Origin of the sequence: Amycolatopsis decaplanina DSM 44594, from assembly GCF_000342005.1 — a bacterium.
GTDB lineage: Bacteria > Actinomycetota > Actinomycetes > Mycobacteriales > Pseudonocardiaceae > Amycolatopsis > Amycolatopsis decaplanina.
Map to the genome: position 1 here is coordinate 227649 of NZ_AOHO01000019.1, position 25914 is coordinate 253562.

The window sequence follows — 25914 nt, forward strand, 5'->3', positions numbered from 1 at the left end:
TCCAGTCATCATGCACGCAAAGGCCTTCGGCTGCTTCCTGCCTCCCTTTCACGACCCTTCGGTCAGCCCGCACGCGTCGCTGCACCGCGATATCGAACTGTGCGGGCTCGTCGACGACCTGGGTTTCGACGAGATCTGGCTCGGTGAGCACCATTCCAGCGGCTGGAGCACGCTCAGCTCACCTGAAATGCTGATGGCGGCGCTGGCCCGCGAGACACGTCGTATTCACTTCGCCACCGGCGTGATACCGCTGCCCTATCACCACCCCCTGCATGTCGCCGAACGGATCGTGCTGCTCGACCACCTCACCGCCGGCCGGGCGATCCTGGGCGTCGGGACGGGGACCTACGTCCACGACATGGAAATGATCGGGGTGGACCCGGCTTCGGTCCGCGATCACTTCCGGGCGGCACTGGGAACGGTGCAAGCGCTCCTCAACGGCGAGACGGTCAACACCACGACACCGTGGTTCACCGTGAAGAAGGCCGTGCTCCAGCTCCAGCCGCTGAGGGGCCCCGGAGCCATCGAGACCGTCGTCGCGTCATCGCTGAGCCCGGCCGGTATCGAGCTCCTGACCGACACCGCGACGACCCCGACCGTCCACGTGGCACCGCCTTGGGGCTCCATCCGGCCGGGCATGGATCCGGACCCGGTCGGCGCGCTGATCGAGCGCGTCCAGTCCTATCGGAACAAGTCCGCGGGCGGGACGCGGATCCGGTGCAACGTCTTCGTCCACATCGCGGACTCCCCCGCCGCGGGTGTCGAAGAACTGCTCGAAGGTTTTTCCGCGCTGCGCCGGGGCCTGTACCGGAACACCTTGGGCATGCCCATCCCCGATTCGCCTGTCGCGCATCGCAAGACGTTGCAGAACCTCGTCGACACGGGCGGGTTCATCGTCGGGGACGCCGCGACGTGCGCCGCCCGGATCCGCGATCTGATCGACCGTGTCGGCGACCCGGTATCGCTGAACTTCTTCGTCCCCAGGTGGATTTCGCACCGCGCGACCCTCGACCAGCTGACGGCGCTCGCGCACGAGGTCGTGCCCGCCCTCGTCGGCGGATTCGAAGGGACCACCGAGTCCATCCGGCTCACCTCGGAAGAGGCCGCGCGCCAGTTGAAGTCCCGGACCGAACTGGTCGGCAACGGAGGCGACAAATGAGCTCTGCCACGGTGAAACTGGACTTCAGTTCCGACGAATTCCTCGCCGATCCCTGGCCCATCTATAAAGAACTCCGGCGCTCGGATCCGGTGCACTGGTCGGCGGCGTTCAACGCCTTCCTGGTCACGAGGTTCGAAGACGTCCAAGCCCTGCTGGCGGACCGCGAGGTCGGCAGCGGGTTCCCGATGCGCAGCAGCAGGCGGCTGTTCGGCCGGACGTTGCTGGACACCGACGGACCCCGTCATCGCGATCTGCGGAAGCTGTTCATGCCGCTGTTCGCCGGCGCGTCGGTGAAACGGCTGCGCACCGAGATCCTCATCCCCGCGGTGGACCAGGTCCTCGACTCGATCGAGGCCGAAATGGGCTCGAAGGACGAGGTCGATGTCGAGTTCATGGAGCGGGTCGCGGTCGGCGTGCCCTACGCGATGGTCACCCGGCTGTTCGGGTTGCCGCCGGAGGACGCGGCCTGGCTGCGCCCCCGGGTCCTGCCGCTGGCCGGCGCGATCGAGTTCCCGGCGACCTCGCTGGACTCGGCGCTCGCGGCGAAGGCGGAGCTGATCGACTACCTCAAGGGCAAGCTCGCCGACCGCCGCGAGGGTGGCCGGATGCCGTTCCTCGATCTCGTCTTCCCGCCGGGCGAACCGCTCGACGAGTCCATGCTGGGCACGGCCACACTGTTCCTGCTGGCCGGGACCGAGACGAGCGTCGCCACCATCGGCAAGATCATGTACGCCGTACTGGCGCACAATGTCGATCTGTCGACACTGGCGGACCAGGAGTACCGGACCCAGGTGGTACGCGAAACGCTCCGCTGGGAGCCGCCGAGCCACACCATCCTCAGGTACGCCACCACCGACCTGAACCTGCACGGGGTCGACGTTCCGCGCCGGTCCGCGCTCCTGCTGTCGCTGGGCAGCGCCAGCCGCGACGAGAACGCTTTCGAGGACCCGGACTCCTGGCGCCCGGAGCGGACCGATCAGCGGCTGCTGGCGTTTTCGTCCGGCCCGCACACCTGTCTGGGCATCCAGCTGGCCTTGGCCGAGTTCGACACGCTGTTCGAGCGCTTGTCGCAGCGGTTCGGCGGCGTCCGGCTCAGCGGTTCGCTCGACGGCGTCCGGCCGGGTTTCTGGCGGCTGCGGGAACGGGGCCACATCTTCCGGCGGCCCGATCACCTCCATGTCCGGCTGGAGCGCAAGCGCGCGGGGAGCAGCGAGGCCGATGCCTGATGCGCTCACCACTCCCTACGATCTGACGACCGAGCTCGCGGCCGAGCCGTCCGAGTACCAGCGCGCGAAGGTGGTGCTCGCCGCGTTCGCGGTGACCCTGTGCCGGTGGACGGCGGCGAGCGAGGCCGCGATCTCGGTCGCCGGGAGGGTGATCCGGGTCCAGCTCGACGACCAGGCGCGCGTCGAGGATTTCCTGGCGTCGGTCCACCCGGTCGGGGTCGCCGAAGAAGGGCCGGTGGATCTCGTGCTCGCTTCCCTGCACACGGATCTGCGATCCGGGGAGGTCCGGTTCGTCACCGAGGTACCGGACGCCGGGCACGGGTTCGTCGCCGACGTCGCCGCCGCGGTGGGCGAGCTGGCCTTCCTCGACGGTTCCCTGCAGGACGTGCGCTGTATCGCGCCGGAACGCCGCCGGATCCTCGACGCGCTGGCCGGTGCCGATCTTCCTCCGGCCGGCATCGAAACCCTGTTCCTGGAACAGGTGCGGCTGCACCCGGAGCAGGTCGCGGTCCGTGACGCGAGCGCGGAGCTGACCTACGGGCAACTCGCGCGGGCCGCCGATCGGTACGCCGATGTCCTGCGGCGCGCCGGGGTCCGGCCCGGTGACACGGTGCTCGTCGCCACCAGGAGGTCGGTCGGCGAGATCGTGGCGCTGCTCGCGATCATCCGGGCAGGCGCCGCCTACGCGGGATTCGACGACGACGCGCCGGACGCCCGGTTGGCGCGGATCATCGGCAAGCTGGCGCCCGCGGCGGCGGTGGTCGACGCCACCACTGCCGGCCATCCCGTCCTGCGCGAGCTCACCCGAGTCGATATCTGGTTCCCGGGCGAGGAAATCGACGCGGCTCCCGAGCCGACGGCGTCCGACCACGAAGATCCACAAAGGACGGCGTACATCGCGTTCACCTCGGGATCCACGGGCGAGCCGAAGGGCGTCGTCGTCCCGCACCGCGCGGTGACACGGCTCGCTCGGACGACGGAGCTCCGGATGCGCCCGGGTGACCGGGTCCTGCGGATGGCTCCGCTGGCCTTCGACGCGTCGACGTACGAGATCTGGGTGACCTTGCTCAACGGCGCGACACTGGAGGCCTTTCCCGGACGGCTTCCGTCGGTCCGGGGGCTCGAAAAGTTCTTCAGCGAGCGAAAGGTCTCCGTCGCCTGGCTGACCGCCAGCCTGTTCCGGCTGGTCGCCAAGTCCCGGCCGCAGGCGCTCGCCGGACTCCGCTGGCTCTTGAGCGGAGGCGAAGTCGTACCTCACGACGCGGCGGCGCAGGTGCTCGATGCCCACCCCGGCCTGGTGCTCACGAACGGCTACGGGCCCACCGAGAACACCACCTTCACGACCACGCACACCGTGCGCGGCAGCGCGGAGATCGACGGTCCCCTCCCCATCGGCAGGCCGATCGCCGGCACGAAGGTCTTCGTGCTCGACCGGAACGCCCGTCTCGTCCCGCCCGGCGCGATCGGCGAACTTTACGCGGCCGGATCGGGTCTGGCCGACGGGTACCTCGACGACGAGACCGAAACGAAGCAGCGCTTCGGCCACTTCTCCCCCGACGTGGACGAACGCCTGTACCGCACGGGCGATCTGGTCCGGCTCGACCCGAACGGAAACGTGGTCTTCCTCGGCCGCGCGGACAAGCAGATCAAACTCGACGGCCATCGCATCGAAACCGAGGAGATCGGCACCATCCTCGCCGGCCACCCCGGTATCCGCGACGCCGTGATCGTCGTTTCCCGGCAAGCGGACCAAAGCCCTCAGCTCGTGGCGGCCATCGTCGTGAACCCCGGCGAGGACACGGAACCCCGCACCTTGCGCGCGTTCCTGTCGCGGCTGCTCCCGAGCTACGCGATACCCGCCCTGTGGGTGGTGGTCGACGAGATCCCGCTGACCCGCAACGGGAAAGTCGACGAACAGGCCCTGATCGCGAACGCCCGATGAAGGAGAAATCGATGAGGTTGTCGCTCGGGCAGGAGCGGCTGTGGCTGGTGCAGCAACTCGACCGGACCAGCGCCGCGTACAACATCCCGATCGTGTTCCGGTTCCACGATGGCGTCGACTTCGAGGCGCTGGACAGGGCGCTCGGCGCGCTCGTCGAACGGCATCCGGTGCTCCGCTGGCGGTTCGTCGTGGACGAGTCGGGGACGCCTGCCGCCGTACCGACCCCGGGCTTCCGCATCCCGGTGGCGCGGCGGACCGCGGGCCCTGGTGAGAACGAGTGGCAGAAGCACACGGCCGACCTGGTCCGCGAACCGTTCGACCTCGCGGCGGCGCCGCCCATCCGGGCGATGGTCGTCGAGTGCGCCGACGGATCGGCGGTGCTGTGCCTGGTGAACCACCACATCATCACCGACGGCCGGTCCATCCAGATCGTGACCGAGGACGTCGTCACGCTCTACCGGTCGGAGACTCCAGCGCCGCTCGACGTGACCTACGAGGAGTACGTCGCGGCGCAGCGCGCGGGCGTCGGTTCGGTGGCGGAACACATCGACTACTGGCGGCGTGAGCTCGACGGCTTCGAACCGCTGCGGTTGCCGACCGACCGGCCGCGATCGGGTAATCCCGGTTTCGCGGGCGACCACGTCGATTTCGAACTCCCCGCCGAACTCACGAAGGCTTTCAGCTCCTTCGCGCTGCGGAACCGATGTGCGCTGTCCAGCGCCGTGGCCGCGGTGTTCCAGGCGTTGCTGTCCCTCCATTCCGGACAGGAGGACATCACGATCGGAACGGTGCTGGCCGGTCGTGACGACCGCCGGTTCGCCGACGTCCTCGGCTTCTTCGTGAACACCGTGGTGCTGCGCGCCCACATCACGCCGTCGATGTCGTTCCGCGAGCTGCTGAAGGTGACGCGTACCAAGATGGTCGACGCCTACGCGCATCAGCAGGCGCCGTTCGACCAGGTGGTCGCGGAGGTCCGGCCGGAACGGGACGCCGGCCGGAACGCGATCTTCGACGTCGTGGTCGTGCACAACGGGGAAATCCCCACGCCCGGCGAAGGCGCGATTTCCAGCGTGCCCTGGGCGGGTGTGGCGACCCGGTTCGATCTGGAGCTGGTCACCCATCTGCAGGACGGCAAGCTGCACGGCTCCTTGGTGTTCCGCACCGGTCTTTTCGACCGGTCCACCGCCACCCGGCTCGTCGGCAGGCTCATCCGGCTGGTCGAACACACGCTGGAGCACCCCGACGAGCCGATTTTCGAGGCACTGCGCGGACAACTCGACTACTGGCGGAAGCAGCTCGACGACGTGCCGGCGGCGCTGGAACTGCCGGCGGATCGCGCACGCCCGCCGCTGGCGTCCTATCGCGCCGACTCGCTCTCCTTCACCGTGGACCCTGTCGTCGCCGAGGAACTTCGCGGAGTGAGCAGCCGTCACGACGTCACCTTGTTCATGACGCTGTTGGCGGTCTTCGACGTCGTCCTGTCCCGCTACGCGCGCACCACCGACGTCACGGTCGGAGTACCCGCGGCCGGTGCCAAGTTGCTGGTGCTGCGCACCGACCTTTCCGGCGATCCCACCTTCGCGGAACTGCTGGGCCGCGTGCGGGAGACCACGCTCGGCGCGTACGCGAACCAGGACATCCCCTTCGAGCGTCTTGTCGAGGAACTGGCGCCCCGGCGGGACTTCAGCCGCAATCCGCTCGCCCAGGTCGTCCTCCGGCTGGTGGACGGGCCGTTGCCGGACGTCGCGCCGGCCGGCACTCCATCAGAGCCGTTCGACCTCGAATGCCTCGTGGCGGAACGGGACGGCGTGCTGGAAGCGCGGATCGACTACAACGCCGACGTATTCGACCCGGTCACGATCGAACGCTTCGCCCGGCACTTCCGGCATCTGCTCGCGTCCGCCGGGGCCGAGCCGGAGCGGCCGCTTTCCGCTTGGTCGATGATGAACGATTCCGAGCTCCGCCTGCTGACGGAGGACTGGAACGACACGACCACGGAGCTGCCCGCCCCGGCGACCGTGCCCGCGGTGTTCGCCGAGCAGGTCCGCCACCGTCCACAAGCGACAGCGCTGGTCTGCGGCGAAGACTCCGTGACCTACGCGGAGCTCGACGTCCGGTCCAACCGGCTCGCGCACCGGTTGCGCACACTGGGAGCCGGACCGGAAACGGTCATCGGCGTGTGCCTGCCGCGTTCCATCGGGCTGATCACCGCCTTGCTCGCCATCCTCAAGACCGGCGCCGCGTACCTGCCGATCGACCCCGAATATCCCGAGGAACGCCAACGGCTCCTGCTCGCCGACGGTGGAGCCCGGCTGGTGATCGCGACCGACCTGATCGGCGATCCCACACTCGACGAGGAACCGCCGACCGCACTCGGGACCGGAGTGGAGCCGCGCGACCTGGCTTATGTCATCTACACCTCCGGCTCGACCGGCCGCCCCAAAGGCGTCGAGATCGAGCACCGCGCGATCATCCGCCTGGTCACCGGGCTGCCGGAAGGAATCCTCGGCCCGGACGAGGTGGTCCTGCACGCGTCGGCGATCTCCTTCGACGCGGCGACCTTCGAGATCTGGGGCGCCCTTCTCACCGGCGCGACCTGCGTCATCTCCACCGAGCGGGTGCTCACCGCCCGGCCGCTCGCGAACGCAATCACCCGGCACCGGATCAGCACGGCGTGGCTCACCTCGTCGTTGTTCAACCACATCGTCGACGAGGACACCGCGGCGCTGACGGGGCTCCGCCATCTGCTCGTCGGCGGCGAAGCGCTGTCCGTCACCCATGTCCGCCGCGCCGTCGCCGCGCTGCCCGGCACGCGGCTCTTCAACGGGTACGGCCCCACCGAATGCACCACGTTCGCCACTTGTCACCCGATCCCCGCTCCTGTTCCCGAGAACGCCAAGGGAATCCCCATCGGCCGCCCGCTCGGGAACACGCGTGTGTACGTCCTCGACGAACGCGGCCGGCTCACGCCGACCGGGGTACCGGGAGAACTCCACGTGGCCGGGCCCGGTGTCGCACGGGGCTATCGGGGACAGCCGGAACTCACCGATGAACAGTTCGTCCCCAATCACCACGACACCACCAGTGACCGGCTTTACCGGACAGGAGACATCGTGCGGCACAACGCCGACGGTGATCTCGAGTACCTCGGACGCGTCGACGATCAGGTCAAGATCCGCGGCTTCCGCATCGAACCCCGCGAGATCGAAGCCGCGCTGCTGGCCCGTCCGGACGTCGTGCAGGCCGCCGTCATCGCCCGTGAAGACGGCTCCGGGCAGAAGCGGCTCGTCGCCTATCTCAAGGTCTCGGGCGTTCTCGACGACACAGCCCTGCGCGCCGGACTGCGCCGCGAACTGCCGGAGTACATGGTGCCCGCGGCGTTCGTGTCGCTTCCGGAACTTCCGTTGACCATCAACGGAAAACTGGACGTCCGGGCACTCCCGGAGCCTGAAGACGACATCCGGCAGGACGAGACCGCTCCACCACGCAACCCGACCGAGGAGACCTTGGCGACGATCTGGGCCCAGGTCCTCGGCCGCGAAACCGTCGGCCGGGACGAAAGCTTCTTCGACGTCGGCGGGCACTCCCTGAAGGCCGCGCAACTCGCCGTCCGGATCGGGGAGACCCTGCGGATCGACCTGCCACTGCGAACGCTGTTCGAGCGACCCACGATCGCGAAGCTGGCCGAAGAGATCAACGGCGAGCGGCGGACCGACGTGCGCTCGTTCGATCCCGAGGCCATGTTGCGCGGCGTCCTCCCGGAGCCGCTGCCGCCACGTGAATCCGTTGCCGTCTCGGAGATTCTGCTCACCGGGGCCACCGGATTCGTCGGGGCGTACCTGGTCCGCGAGTTGCTGACGCGCGAGAACGTGCGGGTGCACTGCCTCGTCCGCGCGGCCGACGAACACTCGGGATGGCAGCGGCTGCGCGAGAATCTCGACCGCTACGGCCTGTGGGACGACGTCGACGAAAAGCGGATCACCGTTGTACCCGGCGATCTCGCGGCGCCCGGACTCGGGCTCACCAGTGCGGCTTTCGAGCGGCTCGCGGGCGAAATCGACCTGATCTGCCACAACGGCGCCTGGGTCGACGCGCTCTCCAGCTACGAACAGCTCGAAGGCGCCAACGTGGGCGGCACCCGCGAACTGATCCGGCTGGCGGCCACCACCCGGCTCAAACGGCTGCAGTTCGTGTCGACCATTTCCGCCGGTGAGGAGAACGGTTCCCGCAGCGGATACGCGGAGACCAAGTCGCACGCGGAGCAGCTGATCACCACCGCGTACGAGCGCGGGATGCCGTCGGCGATCTACCGGCTGCCCCGGATCGTCGGGGATTCGCGCACCGGGCAAGGGAACACGCGGGACATCATGCTGCGGGTGCTGCGGATCATCCTCGAACTCGGCGCCGCGCCCGACACCGAGATCGAGGAACCGTGGATCGCGGTGGACGAGACGGCGGGTGCGCTCGCCCGGCTCGGTCTGGAACAGCGGCGGGACGGCAGCCGGTTCGTGCTGGCCGGCGAACGACCGATGCGCCTCACGTACCTGGTGGAACTCCTGCGGAGCACCGGTACCGGGATCGGCACCCTGCCGGTGGCCGACTGGCTCTCGGCTCTCGAAGCCCACTCCCCCGAGGAACACGCCATCCTGAAGCTGCTCTTCGGGTCCGCTACTCCCACCGGACGGCCGAGCAGCGAATTCGACCCGATCGTCGTACCGAGCCCCGACGACGGCGCGCTGCTTCGTTACGTCGACCGAATGCTCGTCCGGACCTCCACAGAAGGGCTGTCTCGAAAATGACCCGTGAAAACCGGATGGCCCTGTACCGGTCCATGAAACTGATCAGGGAGTTCGAAGAACGCTGCCTGGCGATGGCCATCGCCGGGGAGATCGACGGCGGTATCCACCCGTACATCGGGCAAGAAGCCGTCGCCGTCGGCATCTGCGCGAACCTGACCGAGCGGGACTTCATCACCAGCACCCACCGGGGACACGGACACGTGCTGGCGAAGGGCGCGGACCCGCGCCGTCTGCTCGCCGAACTCCTCGGCACCCTCGAAGGCTTCAACAAGGGCCGCGGCGGATCGATGCACGCCGCGGACATGAAGCTGGGCATCCTGGGCGCCAACGGAATCGTCGGCGCGGGCGGCGCGATCGCCTCCGGGGCCGCGTGGGCGGCCAAGGCCCGCGGCGACTCGGAGGTCGTCGTCAGCTTCTTCGGCGACGGGGCGATGAGCCAGGGTGTCCTGCTCGAAGCCTTCAACCTGGCCGCGATCTGGTCCTTGCCGGTGCTGTTCGTCTGCGAGAACAACCAGTACGCGACGAGCCTCAAACTCGAGTCGGGCCTCGCGGGGGGCGCGGCCCGGCGCGCCGAAGGCTTCGGGATGGTCTCGCGCACTGTCGACGGCATGGACGTCGAGGCGGTGGCAGGTGCCGCGGCGGAACTGCTCGATGGGATTCGCGCGGGCGGAGGTCCGGCGTTCCTGGAATGCCGGACGTACCGGTTCTTCGGACATCACTCCGTGCTGGAACTTCTGGGCGTCGAGTTCCGCGATCCCGACGAAGTGGCCCTTTGGCGCACGCGGGATCCGATCCCCTTACTGGGCGACCAGCTGGGCGACGACGTCGTCGCCGAGATCGACGCGGCTGTCAAGGAAACCGTCGACGAGGCGGTCGAGTTCGCGAAGAACGCCCCGTCGCCCGATCCGAAGGACGCACTGATGTACCTGTACGCGGGAACGGCCGCGGTCCGGCCGGGGGTGATCCTGTGAGCGAGCTGCCCTCTCCGGAGAACTTCGGCTACATGCACGCGATGAACCTCGCCCTGCACGCCGAGATGGCGGCCGACGAAGACGTCTTCCTACTCGGCGAAGACGTCGGTGTCGGAGCGAGCGGGGTCACCTCGGGACTGCTGCCCAGATTCGGCCCGGAGCGGGTGCTGGACACGCCGTTGTCCGAACAGGCCTTCACCAGTTTCGGGACCGGCGCGGCGATGGCGGGCAAGAAGCCCGTGATCGAGTTCCAGATCTCCTCGCTGATCTACCTGGTCTTCGAGCAGATCGTGAACCAGGCCCACAAGTTCTCCTTGATGACCGGCGGCCAGGTCCGGATCCCGGTCACGTATCTCGTGTCCGGATCGGGTTCGCGCTTCGGCTGGGCGGGCCAGCATTCGGACAACCCGTACAGTCTGCTCGCCCACGCGGGCGTCAAGACGGTGGTCCCGGGCCTGCCGGCGGACGCGTACGGACTGTTGCGGTCGGCGATCCAGGATCCCGACCCGGTGGCCGTGTTCGCTCCCTCGTCACTGCTGGGGGCGACGGATGTGTCCTACGCCGGGGAGGAGGACATCGTCCCGCTTGGGCAAGCGAATGTCGTCCGGGAGGGCGGCGACCTGACGGTGGTGGCGGTGGGCCAGCACGTCGGCACGGCGATCGAGGTCGCGGAGAGCCTCGGCGACCGTGCCGACATCGAGATCATCGACCCGCGCACGGTCTACCCCTTCGATTGGGAGTGCCTGCGCAAATCGGTCGACAAGACCGGGCGGCTGGTCGTGATCGACGACTCGAACCGCATGTGCGGGCTGGGAGCGGAGATCGTCGCGACGGCGGCCGAAGAATTCGACCTGGTGGCACCGCCGAGGCGGGTGTGCAGGCCGGACGGCACCGTCATCCCGTACGCCCTCGCGCTCGACAAGGCCCTGGTGCCGGGTCCCGAACAACTGACGGCCGCCATCAACGCGACGTTGAAGTAAGGAACCATGGAAACCTTGGATCGCTACCTGCGGACACAAGACGCCTTCGACGCCGTGCTCGCTACCGTGCGGCCGGACCAATGGGACGCGGCGTCGGCGTGCGAACACTGGACGGTGCGCGACGTGACGGGTCACGTCATCTGGGGGCTGGAGGTTCTGCGCCATCACGTGTCGGGCCGGGAATTCACGGTGGAGAACGGGCCCGCGGGTTCGGAGAAGCCCGGCGAGCTGACCGGTGCGGACCCGCTCGCCACATGGCGCGCGACCCGGGAAGCGACGGGCGCCGCCGTCACCGACGAGATGCTCGACCGGCCCGCTCCCGCGTGGTACGTGACCAACCGTCCTGATGCGACGGTCACGGACTACCTGGCGCTGCTGACGTTCGACACCCTGGTGCACACCTGGGACATCGGCTCCGCGCTCGGTGTGGACGTGCGCATGGAGCCCGACATCGTCGCGCCGTCGTTCTCGCTCGCCCGGTTGATCATCAGCCGCACGCCGGGCACCTTCGGCCCCCGGGTGAAACCGCCGGCGGACGCCGACCCGCAGACGCGGTTCCTGGCTTTCCTCGGCCGGTCGGCCTGAGTCTCGTGAGTGGTAAGGACGGTTAGAACCGTCCTTACCACTCACGAGCCCCACCACGGTCCGCCGCTCAGGTCGCCTGAAATACGTGATGGCCCCCTTCCTTGCGCTAGGCGCAAGGAAGGGGGCCATCACGTACTTCTCGAACCGAGTTAGACCCTCTCACGCTTCCTCTTGACGTTCACCATGCTTGCGCTATACCTTCTAACTATAGCGACAAGCACTAACTAACCAGGAGCGAAGGAGAAGGATCATGTTCGGCACCTCACGAACCTCACGCCGCCGGATCAGCACACGCGCCGCCCTGCTCACGGTCCCGCTGGCCCTCGCCGGCGTCCTCGGCGCCACGGCGCCCGCCCAGGCCGCCCCCGCCCACCACACCAAACCGACTTCGCTTACCTGCCAAGGCAAAGGCATCGACCGGTCGGCCAAGGTGCACTACCGGACCGAGACCTTCATCAAGGCGCCGCTGCGCACCATCTGGAACCTGCAGACCGACGTGGAGGCCTGGCCGTCCTGGCAGAACCCCGTCATCCCCGTCACCATGAAACGCCTGGACCACGGTCCGCTGCGCAAACATTCCCGGTTCCAGTGGACCATTCCCGTCCCGCCCGGCATGCCCTACCCGCCCGGTGACGTGACCATCGTTTCCACCGTCCGCCAGCTCCAGCCCGGCGAATGCGTCCGCTGGACCGGTCCCCTCGACGGCCCCGGCGGCATGCACATCGACGGCGTCCACGTCTGGAACTTCGTCAAGGTCCCCGGCGGCGTCATCGTCCGCACCGAAGAGAGCCACACCGGCCCCCAGGTCGACAACGACGTGCCCGACTCCACCGCGATGCTCGGACAGGGCCTCGAAATCTGGCTGAAGGACCTCAAGAAGGCCGCCGAAAACCGGTAGCGGTGGTTCCTATGCTTCCCGCATGGAGATCATCGGGCCGGACGACGCCCTTCCCGGGCGGCGGATCCGGCGGGTCGCGGTGGCGGGCCCCGCCGGATCCGGCAAGTCGACGCTGGCACGGACCCTCTGCGAGCGCATGGGATTGCCGTTCGTCGAGTTCGAGTCCTTCTTCCACGCGCCGGGCTGGACGGTGCGGGAGACCTGGCAGGCCGACGTCCTGGAATTCCTCGCCCGCGACGAATGGGCCATCGAATGGCAGGGCGAAGAGGTCCGGGAGCGGATGACCGAACGGCTGGACGTGCTGGTCTGGCTCGATCATCCGCGTGCCATGACCGTCGCCCGCACCATCGTCCGGACGCTGAAACGTCGCGCCGGGCGCGGCTCGAAGATCGCGGGCGGCAACGTCGAGGGCCCGCTGCACACGTTCTTCACCGATCGCGACCACATCGTCAAGCTCGCCTGGCGGTATCACCCGGTCATCCGGGCTCGCGTCCGCAAGGTCATCGACGAGAACCGATATCCGGACCTCGTCGTCGTCCGTCTGCGTGGTCAGCACCAGGTCGACCGCTGGCTCGACGGGACCTTCGCCCGGAACCTCCGCTAGCGAAGATCCCGGACGCGCCACACCACACCGAGCCGAGGGTCCCCTGTGGAATGCGGTTCGATCCGCTCCACCGTGAAACCTTCACGCTCGTAAAAGGCCCCCGCACGCTCGTTCGCGACGAAGTGCTCGATGAACACCCGCCCGGCGTCCGCGGGCAACTGTCCGATGAGGACGTCGAGCAGCCGCGGACCCAGCCCGCCACCGCGATGCCGCGGATGCACGTAGAGCTTGTAGATCACGTGCTCGACACCGTCGAGACCGCGCTGCCCGACACCGGCGAGGTGCCCGCCGTCGTCGGCGACCACGACCGAACCGCGTGCGACGGCCCCGGCGATGTTCGTCTCATTCCACCACATCCGCACCTGCTGGGCAGCGGCTTCTTCGCCGATCAACGGCGCGTAGTGGGCTCGGACATGTTCCTCGCCGAAGCGGCAGATGGCCATGACGTCGTCTCGATCGGCGTTCCGCACGATCGGTCCGGTTTCCATCGCCTTGTCCCTCCGCCCGCGCCCGCAGACCTTTCGGGCAGTCCCTGATCATCGGGCTTGTCCCGGTGTCCGGCCGGTGGTAACGATACGCAGCGAACCAGCTCGCGACCTACCGGTTCCCTGCGGGGCCGGGACGGCCGGTCTACCCTCCGTGATGGGAAGCTGGGGGTGTTCCGCCTCGTCGACCTCTCCCCTTCTCCCCTCGTGATCCGATCCCAACCGAGCCAAGGCGACGCATGCAACCCAATTTCGATGCAGGTGAGGACTTCGCACTCCTTTTGGAGCGAGAAGCCAGGAAACTCGAAGAAAAAGCCAATGCCCTGACAGCCGCGTTCACCGCCTCGGCCTCCACTGTGAGCTCTCCCGACGGCTCGGTGACGGTGACGGTCGAGGCCAACGGCTCGCTGAGCGCGATCGAGTTCGGCAACCGGGCCACCGCGCTGGGACCGGCCCGGCTGTCCTCCCTCGTCATGCAGACGGTGCGCCAGGCCCAGCGCAAGACCGTCGAGAAGGTCACGGAGTCGTACACCGAGATCAACGGCGAAGACGAGGCCGCGCGGTTGGTCCGCACGTTCCTGCCGAAGGTGGAGGACGAGGAAAACGCGCCGGAAAACCCGGAACAGGACAAGTGGGCTCCGGAGGCGCACAACGAGGACTCGCGTCCGCAGGCGGGGTACCGGCCGCCGCCGCCACAGTCCGGTCCTCCGATGCCGCCGCAGCCGGGCCGCCCCGTGCGGCCGCCGAACCCGCCGGCGCCGCGACCCCGGCGGCCTGCCGCCCCCGACGACGATGAAATGAGCCCGTGGTGAGCGGATTCGGTGTCAAGACGGAAGCCCTGAACGAGTTCGCCGGTCACCTCGACAAGCTCGAGGACGCGCTGCGGAAGAGCGCCGACATGGTGGGCAGCTGCGTGGCCGACCCCGGCATCTTCGGCATCTTCGGCGGCCAGATCTACGGTGCCGGCGCGAGCATGCACTGCGGTAAGGCGCGGGACCATTTGAACAAGTACTCCGAGAACGTGCAGGAGTTCTCGGACAGGGTGCGCGAGGCCGCCAAGAAGTACGACGCCAACGAACAGGAGTCGGAGAAGCTGATCACCGACGCCGGCAAGGGCATCGACGAGGTGAAGGTCAAGTGAGCGACGAGTACCACCGGAACGACTTCGCGAACGGCAGTGGCATCAAGGCCGACGACTTCAAGGACGAGAACCGCAGCTTCCTCGCGGGCAGTGGTGACACCGCGGGCGCGGGCTTCTTCGATTCCGCGTTCTCGCTGAAAAAAGCCGTCGACGACGGTGACAGCCTCAGCATCGGGCTGGCCTCGGCGGGAATGGCGATCGAGATCCTCGGCATGGTCGTCGACCCGATCGGGTCGCTGCTCACCGCCGGGATCGGCTGGCTGATCGAGCACATCGTCATCTTCCGCTGGCCACTGGACTTCCTGCTGGGTGACCCGAAGGGCATCGAGGCGGCCAAGACGGCGATCTACAACGAGGGCAAGGCCGTGAAGGAGTGGTCGGAGGACCACGCGGCCGCCACCAAGAAGTTCATGGAGAAGTGGGACGGCGAAGCCGCCGACAAGTTCCGGGCCGACATGGAAGGCGTCGCCGCCCAGATCGACGCGCTCGCCGAGTACATCAATTTCGCGGGCAAGCAGATGGGGATCGCCGGTGCCATGATCGGCGCCGTGCGCGGCATCGTCCGCGACATCATCGCCATGACGCTGGCGGGCATCCTCAAGGCCGCGATCGTGGCGGTGGCGCTGGCGCCCGTCACCTTCGGCGGTTCGATCATCGCGGCGATCACCTCCATCATGACCACGGTCGGTGTGGCGATCGCCAAGATCGCCAAGCAGATCGCCGACACCGCCAAGAAGCTCGCCGAGATGATCAAGATCCTGGCGAAGACACGCGGGGCGGCCGACGACGTCGTCAAGCTGACGCTCGGCGGCGGCAAGGTCACGCTGCCCAAGCCCAAACCCAGTGGTGGCACACCGATGCCCGGCGGCAAGAAGCCGATCGAAGGCCCGCCCCCCAAGCCGGGCGACACCACCCCGGACGCGAAGCCCGACGCTCCGAAGCCCAAGCCGGAGAAGCTCGGCGACATGCCCCTCAGGGTGGTGCGCGAGAAGCTGACCAAGGTGCTGGAGGGGCGTCCCGAGGCGGCGGACATCCTGAAGCGGTTCGATTACTGGAACAGCTTCCCGATCGGCGACCTGCACAAGAGGTTCCCCAAGGTGGCGGACGCGATCGAGAAAACCACCAAGATCCTCAGCGACCCGACCTACGGCGCGTCGGGCCTGGCCGGGAAGACCATCGTCGAGATGACGAAGGCCATCCCGCCCGCCGCGAACGAGAAGCCTCCGAGCGACGAAGAGAAGTAAGCATCGGCGACTGGCGCCCCGTACCGGAACCGGTGCGGGGCGCCAGTGTCACCCGAGCCCACTCGGATGTGCTTTCGTTCGGGGCATGACTGAGCGGGTGAACATCTCCTCCGGCGGGGACTTCGAGCAGGTATTCGGTTACAGCCGGGCGGTGCGCGTCGGCGAGCACATCCACGTTTCCGGGACGACGGCGCGGGAGCCCGCTCGTTCCGGTGACGCGTACGAACAGGCCGTGGCCGTGCTTTCGATCATCGAGACCGCGCTGCGGGACGCCGGTTCGAGCATGGTCGCGGTGGTCCGCACGGTCACCTACGTGACCGACATCAAGGACGCCGAACTGGTGGCGCGGGCGCACCGGGAAGCCTTCGGTGATGTGCTGCCCGCGGCCACGATGGTCGAGGTTTCGGCGTTGCTCGACCCGAAGATGAAGGTCGAGATCGAGGCTTACGCCGTCGAGAAGTAGTCACTTCCCGGCAAGAACCGACCAGGGGTCACCGTCGTGAGTGGTAAGGACGGTTATTGAGCCGGAAGTCAAAGGTGTCATGTCAGGGTGGCAAGTCCGTGAAGGGCCCAGTCCCTCGGCTCGGCCGAGGAAACTCGACCTTCACACCCTGGCGAAGTACATGATGGCCCCCTTCCTTGCGCTAGGCGCAAGGAAGGGGGCCATCATGTACTCGCAAGGCCCTCACGCGGCACCGCTGTGACCACTGGTGTGCCTGGGGCCGCAGGTGCCGTCCGGGTGTCCGTGAAGGCCTCCTTCACTACCTTCAAGTTCAATGCCAGGAACTTGAGCGGCAGTGCCTGAGGTTTCTCCGACCGTCCATAAAGGACGCCCACTACGTCGAATTGTCCGATTATGTATCATTTGCCCGTGTTCCCAAGTCCGTGAAGGACTCCTTGAGGGACTCTGAGTCCCTCAAGGAGGCCTTCACGGACCGGTCCCCGGCGGTCAACCGCAGCCAGAATCCAAGTAGGTACCTAAGACACACCCTCGGCGCTTACCCTCTTTGCCACTCACGACCCCCTTGGCCGACCGCTCTACGGCGCCGCGTACCAGCAGTCCCCTGCACCCCACCCGACACGCCAACTTGCTTGGCTACTTCCCGAAAGAACCGACCAGCGCCTCGGGAGCTTCACGCGTCGCGTAGAGCTTCCAGAAGGCGTCGGCGAAGACGTCCGGGTGGATCACCTCGGGCTCGAAGTCCAACGGGCTCGAGGTGATCGCCCGATGCGGCACGCTTCCCTCGATCAGCGCGCCGACGTTGACGGCCCCGGCATACACGCCCTTCTCCGAGAGCACGGCGTTCAGATTGTGGAAGTAGTTCCGCAGCGCGGCCTGCGCCATGCCCACGTTGCCGAGGAACGGCGCCGGGTGCAGGCCGGATTGCCCGGCGGTGAACAGGATCGCGCCGTCGCCGCGCTCGGTCATGCCCGGCAGTACGGCCCGCACCAGCGCCACCGCGGACACCAGGAACCGGTCCAGGATGAGCCGCAGGTTCTCCGGATCCACTTCGAGCACCGGCACGATGCCCTCTCCCATGGTCCCGCCGCCGGGGTTGAACGCGACCGCGTCGATCCGGCCGATGGCGGTGACGGCGGCGGCGATTTGAGCCGGTTCGTAGACGTCTGCGAGAAACCCGCTCGCTTCGATGCCGTCGTCGTCGAGTTCGGCGACGAGCGCGTCGAGGTTCTCGGTGGTGCGCGCGACGAGGGCGATACGGAAGCCCTCGCGGCCGAAGCGACGGGCGAGCGAGAGTCCCAGCACCGGTCCGGCACCGAAGATCGCGAGCGTTTTGGTCATGTGTCCTCCCAGGAAGTTAACTTGAGGATGCCCTCAACTTCTTCGAAGGTACACACAACTTGAGGCCACCTTCAACTTGGCTACGATGCCGTCATGACCAAACCCCTGCGGAAGGACGCCCAGCGCAACCGCGACCTGCTGATCGAGGCCGCCAGGGGGCTCTACGCGGTGCGCGGCCTCGACGTCGCGCTCGAAGAGATCGCCAAGACCGCCGGCGTCAGCATCGGCACGCTGTACAACCACTTCCCCCAGCGCGCGGATCTGGTGAACGCCGTGTTCGCCGACCGGACGGAGACCGTCGCGAAGCTCGCCGAACACGCACTGTCCCTGGACGACGCCTGGGCCGGGTTGACGTCGTTCGTCGAACGGGTCTGCGAACTGCAAGCCGCCGATCGCGGCTACAACGAACTGGCCTCGACGCGGCCCCCGCAGACCGAAGACCTCGAACGCGGCTACGAACTCATGACCCGGATCGTCGAACGCGCCAAGGAGAGCGGCGCCCTGCGCGCCGACTTCACCCTCGAGGACATGGCCTTCGTGACCTGGGGGATCGCGCGCACCGTTGAAGCGACCGCGGCCGTCCGGCCGGAGGTCTGGCGCCGCCATCTAGCGCTGCTGTTCGACGGGATGCGGGCGCCCGCCGCGAACCCGTTGCCGGAGCCCCCGCTGCTGCCCGGGGAACTGGCCCGGATCATGGGCGGCTGCGGCTGAGGGCAACCGTCGAGCCCTCCGGTGCGTGTCCACCCCCTGACTGCTGGGTCTCGTGAGTGGTAAGGACGGTTAGAACCGTCCTTACCACTCACGAGGCCCGGCGAGACCTCAGGCAGGCGGGGTGAACCCGGGCGGCATGACCATCGGCCGCCCGGTGTTCAGACCGCCGTCGACAAGAACGGAAGTCCCGCTCAGATAGGCGAAATCCGGTGACGCCAACGCGAGTACGGCCGAAGCGATCTCCGTTGCTTCGCCCATCCTCGGCAGGCCGTGGACGTTCAGTGGCCCCCAAGCCTTCTTGAACTGCGCCCACAGGTCGTCCGGGATACCCGGCGGGCGCACCAGCCGGGTGTCGATAGTCCCCGGGTCGATCGAGAGCACCCGGATCCCCTTCGCGCCGTAGTCCAGCGCGGCCGCGCGCACCAGCCCCTGCACGGCGCGTTTGCTCGAGGTGTAGGCGGCGTGCCCCGGCCTGGTCTGGTCGGCCTGCGCCGACGCGGTGCAGACGATCACCCCGCCGCCCGTCTTCAGCAGATGCGGCACCTCGTACTTGATCGAAAGGAACACGCCGCGCGCATTGGTGCGTTGCACGTCCTCCCACTCGTCGAGAGAGATCTCGTGCAGCGGCTTGCCGATGTGGATCCCGGCGTTGTTGAACGCGATGTCGAGCCTGCCGTACCGGCGGGCGACGCCGTCCACGAAGTCCTGCACCTGCTCCGGGACCCGGACATCCGCCCGGAAATACGCCGCTTCCCCACCCGCGCGGCGGATCTCCCGCTCGACATCGCGGCCGAGTTCTTCCCGCCTGCCGCAGAAACCGACCTTGGCGCCCGCCGCGGCGAAGGCGATGGCCGTCTCGCGACCGATCCCCGAGGTCGCCCCCGTGATGATCACGACCTTGCCCGCGAACCGCCGCCGGTCTTCCCGCGCCGTGGCCGTGTTCGCGGCCAGCATCGCGACACCGGCCGCCGCCGCGCCCCCGAGCACCGCACGCCTGCCCACTGCTTCGCCCACAGTTCCCTCCAGATGGATAGCTTCACTTTCCAAAACAGAAAGTAGAGCTATCCATCTGAGAGAGTTCTCAAGAACCGATCTCCGGCGTGATCCCGCCCGCGGCGGCGAGCGCGCGATGCAGCGCCAGTTCCGCCGTCGGCCCTTCGGCCAGGACGATCCCGGTGCACGACCGCTGATCCGCGAGGTGCCGGATCTCGTCACCGGGGCTCGCCGTCGGATACCACTCCGGCGCGCCGGGCAGACCGGGCAGCCTGTCGAGCCCTGACCAGCCCTTCAGCACGCCTTCCGCGGCCGGATACGCCAGGACGAACCCGACGCCAGGGCCCCCGCCGACTTCCTGCGTGAGCAAGGCGGGCTCCTCGCCCAGCGCCATGGCGATCATCGCGGAATAGACGTTGGTGCCCAACGACCGGCACAACGCCTCGCCGAGCATCGCCCCGCCGATCCGGATGTTGATCTCGACGACCTCCGGACCGTCGGCGGTGAGCACGAATTCCGTGTGCGCGAAGCCCTGCTCGTGTCCGGCAGCCTTGAGCACCCGGCCGATCCAGTCGGCCAGTCCGGCGTACTCGGCCTCGGGGAAGGCCACCGGGAACGCGGCGGCTTCCTCACGCCGCACCGGTTCGGGCGACAGCTGACGGGAGAGGATCCCGAGCAACCGGGTCCTGCCCTGCCAGGTGATGGTTTCCGCGCTGTAGAGCGGTCCCGGGAAATACGGTTCGGCGATCAGATGCCCCTTGAGCGGAGTTTCCTTCGCCTCCAGCCTGGCCCGTTCGAGTTCCGCCTCGTCGCGGACAAGCCACACCCCGCGTGACGATGTTCCCGAGGAATCCTTGACCACCAAGGGAAACCCGAGCTCTTCGGCGACCATGACGGGCACCGGCCTGCCGCGGGTGAGCCCGTGCTCGTACAGCAGATCGCGCACCGCGCCCTTGTCCCGCAACACACGCACTGCGGCCGCGTCCGGGCCGGGCAGACCGAGCCGGGCGGTGAGTTCCGCGCCCGGCAGCGCCCAGGTGTCGGTCGAGTTGATGATCCCGGCGAGGTCCGGGATCGCGCGCAACGCGGTTTCGCAGGCCGCGATGTCGGTGGTGTCGATGTCGGCCACCTCGACCCTGTCCGGCCCGAGGATGCCGAGTTCGTATCGGTAGATGTCGCGGTTTCCGGTGAACAGCACCAGTTTCCGCCCGGCCTCCGCCGCCGCGTCGGCCAGCCTGCCCAGGCCGAACGTGAGTGCTTCCAACAGGACGACGGTCACGACGCCCGCTCCTTCCGGTACAACGGCGGCGAAGGTTTCCCGAATCGGCGGCGCCGCCAGTCCATCGCCGCCCACGGCAGGGCGAGGTCGTCCAGCGACGCGATCTCACGCGGCGCGAGCCCGGCCGGGTCGACGGCCTCCCGATGCCGGGCGAAGACCCTTGCGGTGTAACGATGTCCGGTGTCAGCACCGATCACGACGTGGGTCCGGTCCGGATTCCGTGCCGCCTCCCAGCCCGCGACGAGGTACGCGGCGCCGGTGGAAAGACCTGCGAAGACGGCGTGATCGCGCATCAGGCCGACGGTGGCGGCCATGGCGTGCACGAAGTCCAGCCAGTGGATCCGGTCGTACAGCTCGTGATCGACGTTGCCGAACGGGATGGCGGAGCCGATCCCCGCGATGATCGCGTCCGGATCGGTGAACCGTTCGCTGCCGAAGGTGACGCTGCCGAACGGCTGGACCCCGGTCAGGCGGACATCCGGATCGCGTTCACGCAGCGAACGCGCGATCCCTCCGGTCGACGCGCCGGTGCCGACACTGCCGACGACGGTGAGCGGCCCGGACGGCAGCGCGCGGGAGACGAGGTCGGCGACCTCGGCGTACCCCAGGTAGTGCACGGGATCGTGGTACTGGCGCATCCAGTGCATGTCCGGATGACGTTCCAGGAGGTCGTGCACGCGCGCGACCCGGCGCCGCTGGTCGAGGCGGAGGTCGTCCGACGGCGGCATCTGGTCCACCGTCGCGCCCAGGATCTCCAGCTGCGAACGCATGGTGAGGTCGACGGTGGTGGACGCGACGATGTGGCAGCGCAGGCCGTAGCGGTGGCAGGCCATCGCCAGCGCGAGCGCGTAGATCCCGCTGGAGCTGTCGATCAGGGTCTGTCCTTTTCGGACGACGCCGTCGGCGAGCAGCGACCGGACCGCGCCGAGCGCCGCGTAGACCTTCAGGGTTTCGAAGCGGATCAGCACGACGTTCGGTTCGAGCCGGATCAACGCCGGCGTCTTGATCGCGTCGGTGACGTGTTCGTGGACCAGCGCGGACATCGCGGTCACCGGCCGATCGAGCGCAGGTACGCGGCCAGCGACTCGGCACCGGCCGCGTTGCGCGGGCCGCTCACGAGGTCACCGTAAGAGATGACGTGGAACCGGTTGTCTCGCACGGCCGACGTGTTCTTCAGCTGTGGCGCGGATTTGATGAACGCGATCTTGTCCTGAGCGGGCTGGTCGGCGTAGTCCACCACGACGATCACCTCGGGTTCGGCCTTCACCACCGCTTCCCAGCCGACACTGCCCCAGCCGTCCCGCAGGTCGCGGAAGACGTTCGTCCCGCCCGCGGCGGCGATGATGTCGTTGGGAGCGGCGTGTTTCCCGGAGGTGAACGGCTGGTCGGTGCCGGAGTCGTAGACGAACACCTTGGCGGGCGGCGTCTTCGGCGCTCCGGAGCGGACCTTGTCGAAGCGCCCCTTGAGTTCCGCGACCAGTTCGTCGGCCCGCTGGCGAACTCCGAAGATGTCGCCGAGGTTGCGCAGGTCGGCGTAAAGCGCCTCCAACGGTGTCACATCGGCCTTCGCGGCCGGATACTCCCAGCAGCTCTCGGTGTGCAGGTAACTCGAGATGCCGACCTGCTCCAGCCGTTTCGGCGTGATCCCGCGTTCCTCGCTGAACCCGGAGTTCCAGCCCGCGATCACCCAATCCGCCTTGGCGTTGACCAGGATCTCGCGCGTGACCCGCGAGGTGCCCAGCCGTTCGACCTTGGCGTAGTCGTCCTTCCACGGCGAACCGGCGATCGACGGGTCGCCGAGCGAATTCATCACGTAGCCGCGCATCCGGCCGGCGAGCCCGAGCGCGAACATCTTCTCCACACCGGAGACGTCGTAGGCCACCGGACGCTGCGGCGCCGGAAAGGTGACCTGCGCGCCGCAGTTGGTCACCGTGGCCTGTGCCGGCGCGGCCGGTCCGGCCTCGACCTGGGCACCGCAGGCGCTCAGGAGCAGTGCCGCGGCGAAGAGCGCGGTCACCCTGGACGGCTTCATCGTGAGATCCCCTCGGTTTCGTCGGCGGGAAGGTCGTAAAGCAGTTGGAGCGCACCGGACACGGGATGGGTCACCTGCGTGACCTCGACGCCGAACACGGCGCGGACCGTTTCCGGCGTGAGCACTTCGGCCGGGGTGCCGCAGGCGGCGAGAGTTCCGCCGCGCAGCAACGCGATCCGGTGACAGACGGCGGCGGCGAGGTTGAGATCGTGCAGCGCGACGAACACGGTGAGCCCGCAGTCACGCAGGAATTTCAGCAGTTCCACCTGATGGCGGACGTCGAGGTGATTGGTCGGCTCGTCGAGGACCAGCACCTCCGGTTCTCCGACGAGCGCCCTCGCCACCAGCACCCGCTGCCGTTCGCCACCCGAAAGCGTCAGCACACTGCGCTGGGCGAGATGAGTGATGTCCATTCGCCGCAACGCTTCCCGGCACAGCGCGCGTTCGCGGGCGGACAGCCGGAGATTGCCGCGCTGATGCGGTGAGCGGCCGAGCGCGACGACCTCCTCGACGGTGAAGTCCAGATCCGCCCTGCTGTCCTGGGTGAGCGCGGCGATCCGGCGGGCGGTGTCGCGCAGGCCCTGCTCCGCGAGGTCGGCCCCGTCGAGCAGGACCGCACCGCCGGACGGGGTCAGCGCCCGGTAGACGCAGCGCAACGCCGTCGACTTGCCGCTGCCGTTGGGACCGAGGAGGCCGACGACCTCGCCCGCGCCGACGTCCAGGCGCAGCTCGCGGATCAGCGTCGATCCGGCCACCTCGAAGGAAAGTTCGCGCAGGGACAGCATCAGCGACCTCCGAACGCGTAGCCGCGGCGCCGCATCACGACCAGGAACACCGGAACGCCGATCAGCGCGGTGATCACCCCGAGCGGCAGCTCCTCGGGCGCGACGAGGGTGCGGGCGAGCAGATCGACCCACACCAGGAAGACCGCGCCCACCAGCGGCGCGAGTGCCAGCACGCGGCGGTGCCCCGAACCGGCGATCATCCGCACCACATGCGGCAGGACCAGTCCGACGAACCCGATCGAGCCGCTGACCGCCACCAGCAACCCGGTGACGACCGCGGTGAGCAGGAAAAGCCAGCGGCGCAACGCGGCCGCGTCGGTGCCGAGGCTCATCGCGGTCTCGTCGCCCATGGACAGGACGTCGAGCGCGGTGCCGTACCGCAGCAGGACCGCGATCGCGACGGCCACCCCGAGCGCGGCCAGCGGCAGGGACGCCCACGTCGCCGCGCCGAGGCTGCCGAGCAGCCAGAACAGCACGGTCTGCGCGGCCTGACCGTTGGGCGAGAGGTAGACGAGCACGCTCATCACGGCCTGGAAGGCGTAGGTGAGCGCGACCCCGGTGAGCACGAGACGCAACGGCGTCAGCCCGAATCTGCTGCGGGCCGCCAGATAGACCAGTGCCGTCGCGCCAAGCGCGCCGAGGAAGGCGGCCGTCGACAACGCCAGCACGCCGAGCCCGGCGAACAGCCCGAACACCACGACGGCGGCGGCACCGACCGAGGCGCCCGAAGAGATCCCGAGCACGAACGGATCGGCGAGGGCGTTGCGGACCAGCGCCTGCACGGCGACCCCGACCACCGCGAGCCCCGCACCGACCACGGCCGCCAGCAGCACCCGCGGCGTGCGGACCTGCCAGACGATCGAGTACCCGGTGACCTCGTCGCCGGTGATGGTGCCGCCGGTGATCGCCTTTCCCAGGTAGCGCAGGACATCCGCGAGAGCGACGTTGGACGGGCCGAGCGCGATGCCCGCGATCAGCGAGATCAGGAGCGCGACCGACAGCAGGAGCACCGGGCCGGTGAGCCGGAGCGGGCGCGCGGTCTCGTCGTCCGGCTCCGCGAACAGGCGGAGTGGTTCAGACGGCACGTTCACCACGCACGATCAGGCGGCGCGCGTGGTTGTCGTACGGCGAGCCGTCGAAATCCCCGAAGCATTCGACGCCGGTGAAGCCCGCCGTCTCGAACAGCGCCTTCAGTTCCGCGGCGCTGTACAGGAAGGACAGGATCGACGCCCGCTTCGCCTCACCGTCGCGGACCAGCGTCCACTCGGTCTTGAGCCGGGTCCAGTCGTCGAGGATGGTGTCGCGCATGAACACCGTCCCGCCGTCGACGTCGACCGCCTTCGGACGGCCGACCCAGCCGGCCAGCACCTCCTTGCCGAGCACGTCGATCAGCAGCCTGCCGCCGGGCGCGAGGCTGGCGTAGGCGTTTCGCAGCACGGTGAAGTTGTCGCCGGGCTCGGTGAAATAGCCGAACGACGTGTACATGTTGATGATCAGGTCGTACGCGCCGGGCTCGGTGTATTCGAGCATGTCGGCCTGGATCAGCTTCGCGGCGACTCCCGCGCTTTCACAGGCCTCGCGCGCGCGTTCGAGCATCGCCGGGCTGAGGTCGACGCCGGTCACGTCGGCGCCCTTCTTCGCCAGCGGCACGATGTGGATCGCCGGGCCGCACGCCAGATCGAGCACCTTCGTGCCGTCTGCGACTTCGAGCAGCGATGACGTGGCCGTCAGGCGTTCGGCCTCTTCGGCCCGGCCGGGCGGGAACATCACGTCCGCGAAGCCGACCCACAGGTCGTCGTCCTCGTACCAGTGCATCTCTCTCCGCTCGCCGGGCCGCACGATTCAGCCCCACAAGTCGTCGAGAGGTCGTCCTCGGTTCCCGGCTCCACCGCCTTTCTCGTGGAGTGATCACTGACTACCGCCGCGTCATGGCTCTCGTACCGAAGGTCGACCTGAGCACCTCGGACGACGGCGACCACACGCAGCTCGCGCACGCCGTCGACGAGGCGTTGACGCGCGGCGGGTTCCTGCAGGTCGTCGGTCACGGCATTCCCCAGGCGACGATCGACGACATGCTCCACGTGCTGTATCTGGTCTTCAACGAGGACTACGCCGGCACGTCCGGCCCCGAACTGGTGCGGAGCGATCTTTCCGCCGAGGCCATCCGGCCGGCCAGGATCGTCCACCGGCTGTCGCCGGACGACAGCGAGGTCACCGGGCTGCTCTCGCTGATGCTGCTCACAGACGCGCGCCGTCCGGCGAGGATGGGGCCGGACGGC

The 25914-nt window shown here is 68.3% G+C and carries 23 protein-coding genes and 1 pseudogene; 15 read left to right on the forward strand and 9 right to left on the reverse strand.

Translation table 11 applies throughout. The features are described 5' to 3' along the window. Positions 1-10 precede the first annotated feature (10 nt). The 9 genes from H074_RS38675 (at position 11) to H074_RS02375 (ending at position 13164) form a co-directional block, all read left to right on the forward strand. Entirely contained in the window at positions 11-1159 is a 1149-nt protein-coding gene (locus H074_RS38675) for an LLM class flavin-dependent oxidoreductase (protein WP_007028408.1), read from the forward strand. Continuing rightward, entirely contained in the window at positions 1156-2385 is a 1230-nt protein-coding gene (locus H074_RS38680; RefSeq protein WP_007028409.1) for a cytochrome P450, read from the forward strand. Before H074_RS38675 ends, H074_RS38680 begins: the two co-directional genes overlap by 4 nt. Beyond that, complete coding sequence (locus H074_RS02345; protein WP_007028410.1) at positions 2378-4327, forward strand: amino acid adenylation domain-containing protein; 1950 nt, start codon at positions 2378-2380, stop codon at positions 4325-4327. The genes H074_RS38680 and H074_RS02345 overlap by 8 nt, the downstream gene beginning before the upstream one ends. Positions 4328-4338: 11 nt before the next feature. Beyond that, positions 4339-9126: a non-ribosomal peptide synthetase gene (locus H074_RS38685; protein ID WP_007028411.1), complete on the forward strand. Its 4788-nt coding sequence runs from the start codon at positions 4339-4341 to the stop codon at positions 9124-9126. Continuing rightward, a complete protein-coding gene (locus H074_RS02355) occupies positions 9123-10097 on the forward strand; it encodes a thiamine pyrophosphate-dependent dehydrogenase E1 component subunit alpha (RefSeq protein WP_007028412.1) in 975 nt (324 codons plus the stop codon). The genes H074_RS38685 and H074_RS02355 overlap by 4 nt, the downstream gene beginning before the upstream one ends. Further along, a complete protein-coding gene (locus H074_RS02360) occupies positions 10094-11077 on the forward strand; it encodes an alpha-ketoacid dehydrogenase subunit beta (protein ID WP_007028413.1) in 984 nt (327 codons plus the stop codon). The genes H074_RS02355 and H074_RS02360 overlap by 4 nt, the downstream gene beginning before the upstream one ends. Positions 11078-11083: 6 nt before the next feature. Then, positions 11084-11662, forward strand: a complete 579-nt coding sequence (locus H074_RS02365; protein WP_007028414.1) for a TIGR03086 family metal-binding protein — start codon at positions 11084-11086, stop codon at positions 11660-11662. Between the two features lie 250 nt (positions 11663-11912). Then, positions 11913-12560, forward strand: coding sequence for an SRPBCC family protein (locus H074_RS02370; protein ID WP_007028415.1), 648 nt, complete (start codon positions 11913-11915; stop codon positions 12558-12560). Between the two features lie 22 nt (positions 12561-12582). Next, positions 12583-13164 (forward strand): P-loop NTPase family protein, encoded by a 582-nt coding sequence (locus H074_RS02375; RefSeq protein ID WP_007028416.1) that lies wholly within the window; start codon positions 12583-12585, stop codon positions 13162-13164. Here H074_RS02375 and H074_RS02380 read toward each other — a convergent pair. After that, positions 13161-13652 carry a GNAT family N-acetyltransferase gene (locus tag H074_RS02380; RefSeq protein ID WP_007028417.1) on the reverse strand — a complete coding sequence of 164 codons (492 nt, stop codon included), beginning with the start codon at positions 13650-13652 and terminating at the stop codon, positions 13161-13163. The two genes, H074_RS02375 and H074_RS02380, sit on opposite strands and share 4 nt — an antisense overlap. 236 nt (positions 13653-13888) lie before the next feature. Between H074_RS02380 and H074_RS02385 the strand changes: the two genes are divergently transcribed. The 4 genes from H074_RS02385 (at position 13889) to H074_RS02400 (ending at position 16497) form a co-directional block, all read left to right on the forward strand. Further along, entirely contained in the window at positions 13889-14461 is a 573-nt protein-coding gene (locus H074_RS02385) for a YbaB/EbfC family nucleoid-associated protein (RefSeq protein WP_007028418.1), read from the forward strand. Beyond that, on the forward strand, positions 14458-14790 hold the full coding sequence (locus H074_RS02390) for a type VII secretion target (RefSeq protein ID WP_235096639.1): 333 nt from the start codon (positions 14458-14460) through the stop codon (positions 14788-14790). The genes H074_RS02385 and H074_RS02390 overlap by 4 nt, the downstream gene beginning before the upstream one ends. Continuing rightward, entirely contained in the window at positions 14787-16034 is a 1248-nt protein-coding gene (locus H074_RS02395) for a type 1 periplasmic-binding domain-containing protein (protein ID WP_007028420.1), read from the forward strand. Before H074_RS02390 ends, H074_RS02395 begins: the two co-directional genes overlap by 4 nt. An 85-nt stretch (positions 16035-16119) precedes the next feature. Then, a complete protein-coding gene (locus H074_RS02400; protein WP_007028421.1) occupies positions 16120-16497 on the forward strand; it encodes a RidA family protein in 378 nt (125 codons plus the stop codon). A 633-nt stretch (positions 16498-17130) separates the two neighbouring features. Here the strand turns inward: H074_RS02400 and H074_RS02405 are convergent. Beyond that, a complete protein-coding gene (locus tag H074_RS02405; protein ID WP_007028422.1) occupies positions 17131-17835 on the reverse strand; it encodes an SDR family NAD(P)-dependent oxidoreductase in 705 nt (234 codons plus the stop codon). A gap of 93 nt (positions 17836-17928) precedes the next feature. Here H074_RS02405 and H074_RS02410 point away from each other — a divergent pair, with 93 nt between their 5' ends. Further along, positions 17929-18546 carry a TetR/AcrR family transcriptional regulator gene (locus H074_RS02410; protein WP_007028423.1) on the forward strand — a complete coding sequence of 206 codons (618 nt, stop codon included), beginning with the start codon at positions 17929-17931 and terminating at the stop codon, positions 18544-18546. Positions 18547-18654: 108 nt separating this feature from the next. On the opposite strand, the gene H074_RS02415 is transcribed toward H074_RS02410, so the two are convergent. The 7 genes from H074_RS02415 to H074_RS02445 form a co-directional block, all read right to left on the reverse strand. Further along, positions 18655-19560, reverse strand: a complete 906-nt coding sequence (locus H074_RS02415; protein ID WP_007028424.1) for an SDR family NAD(P)-dependent oxidoreductase — start codon at positions 19558-19560, stop codon at positions 18655-18657. Positions 19561-19627: 67 nt separating this feature from the next. Then, complete coding sequence (locus tag H074_RS02420) at positions 19628-20818, reverse strand: ATP-grasp domain-containing protein (RefSeq protein ID WP_007028425.1); 1191 nt, start codon at positions 20816-20818, stop codon at positions 19628-19630. Next, positions 20815-21870: a cysteine synthase family protein gene (locus tag H074_RS02425; protein ID WP_007028426.1), complete on the reverse strand. Its 1056-nt coding sequence runs from the start codon at positions 21868-21870 to the stop codon at positions 20815-20817. Before H074_RS02425 ends, H074_RS02420 begins: the two co-directional genes overlap by 4 nt. After that, complete coding sequence (locus tag H074_RS02430) at positions 21867-22850, reverse strand: ABC transporter substrate-binding protein (protein ID WP_007028427.1); 984 nt, start codon at positions 22848-22850, stop codon at positions 21867-21869. Before H074_RS02430 ends, H074_RS02425 begins: the two co-directional genes overlap by 4 nt. Further along, positions 22847-23635 (reverse strand): ABC transporter ATP-binding protein, encoded by a 789-nt coding sequence (locus tag H074_RS02435; RefSeq protein ID WP_007028428.1) that lies wholly within the window; start codon positions 23633-23635, stop codon positions 22847-22849. The genes H074_RS02430 and H074_RS02435 overlap by 4 nt, the downstream gene beginning before the upstream one ends. Beyond that, positions 23635-24729 carry a FecCD family ABC transporter permease gene (locus H074_RS02440; RefSeq protein ID WP_007028429.1) on the reverse strand — a complete coding sequence of 365 codons (1095 nt, stop codon included), beginning with the start codon at positions 24727-24729 and terminating at the stop codon, positions 23635-23637. The genes H074_RS02435 and H074_RS02440 overlap by 1 nt, the downstream gene beginning before the upstream one ends. Beyond that, positions 24710-25450 carry a class I SAM-dependent methyltransferase gene (locus tag H074_RS02445; RefSeq protein WP_007028430.1) on the reverse strand — a complete coding sequence of 247 codons (741 nt, stop codon included), beginning with the start codon at positions 25448-25450 and terminating at the stop codon, positions 24710-24712. Before H074_RS02445 ends, H074_RS02440 begins: the two co-directional genes overlap by 20 nt. Before the next feature lie 113 nt (positions 25451-25563). Here H074_RS02445 and H074_RS41370 point away from each other — a divergent pair. Then, positions 25564-25914, forward strand: a pseudogene (locus H074_RS41370) (2-oxoglutarate and iron-dependent oxygenase domain-containing protein); the annotation flags it as partial.

What these genes read in the sequence shown, in the direction of transcription:
- H074_RS38675 (WP_007028408.1), top strand. Translation starts at nt 11, where the DNA reads ATGCACGCAAAGGCCTTCGGCTGCTTCCTGCCTCCCTTTCACGACCCT.
- H074_RS38680 (WP_007028409.1), top strand. Translation starts at nt 1,156, where the DNA reads ATGAGCTCTGCCACGGTGAAACTGGACTTCAGTTCCGACGAATTCCTC.
- H074_RS02345 (WP_007028410.1), top strand. Translation starts at nt 2,378, where the DNA reads ATGCCTGATGCGCTCACCACTCCCTACGATCTGACGACCGAGCTCGCG.
- H074_RS38685 (WP_007028411.1), top strand. Translation starts at nt 4,339, where the DNA reads ATGAGGTTGTCGCTCGGGCAGGAGCGGCTGTGGCTGGTGCAGCAACTC.
- H074_RS02355 (WP_007028412.1), top strand. Translation starts at nt 9,123, where the DNA reads ATGACCCGTGAAAACCGGATGGCCCTGTACCGGTCCATGAAACTGATC.
- H074_RS02365 (WP_007028414.1), top strand. Translation starts at nt 11,084, where the DNA reads ATGGAAACCTTGGATCGCTACCTGCGGACACAAGACGCCTTCGACGCC.
- H074_RS02370 (WP_007028415.1), top strand. Translation starts at nt 11,913, where the DNA reads ATGTTCGGCACCTCACGAACCTCACGCCGCCGGATCAGCACACGCGCC.
- H074_RS02375 (WP_007028416.1), top strand. Translation starts at nt 12,583, where the DNA reads ATGGAGATCATCGGGCCGGACGACGCCCTTCCCGGGCGGCGGATCCGG.
- H074_RS02380 (WP_007028417.1), bottom strand. Translation starts at nt 13,652, where the DNA reads ATGGAAACCGGACCGATCGTGCGGAACGCCGATCGAGACGACGTCATG.
- H074_RS02385 (WP_007028418.1), top strand. Translation starts at nt 13,889, where the DNA reads ATGCAACCCAATTTCGATGCAGGTGAGGACTTCGCACTCCTTTTGGAG.
- H074_RS02400 (WP_007028421.1), top strand. Translation starts at nt 16,120, where the DNA reads ATGACTGAGCGGGTGAACATCTCCTCCGGCGGGGACTTCGAGCAGGTA.
- H074_RS02405 (WP_007028422.1), bottom strand. Translation starts at nt 17,835, where the DNA reads ATGACCAAAACGCTCGCGATCTTCGGTGCCGGACCGGTGCTGGGACTC.
- H074_RS02410 (WP_007028423.1), top strand. Translation starts at nt 17,929, where the DNA reads ATGACCAAACCCCTGCGGAAGGACGCCCAGCGCAACCGCGACCTGCTG.
- H074_RS02430 (WP_007028427.1), bottom strand. Translation starts at nt 22,850, where the DNA reads ATGAAGCCGTCCAGGGTGACCGCGCTCTTCGCCGCGGCACTGCTCCTG.
- H074_RS02435 (WP_007028428.1), bottom strand. Translation starts at nt 23,635, where the DNA reads ATGCTGTCCCTGCGCGAACTTTCCTTCGAGGTGGCCGGATCGACGCTG.
- H074_RS02445 (WP_007028430.1), bottom strand. Translation starts at nt 25,450, where the DNA reads ATGCACTGGTACGAGGACGACGACCTGTGGGTCGGCTTCGCGGACGTG.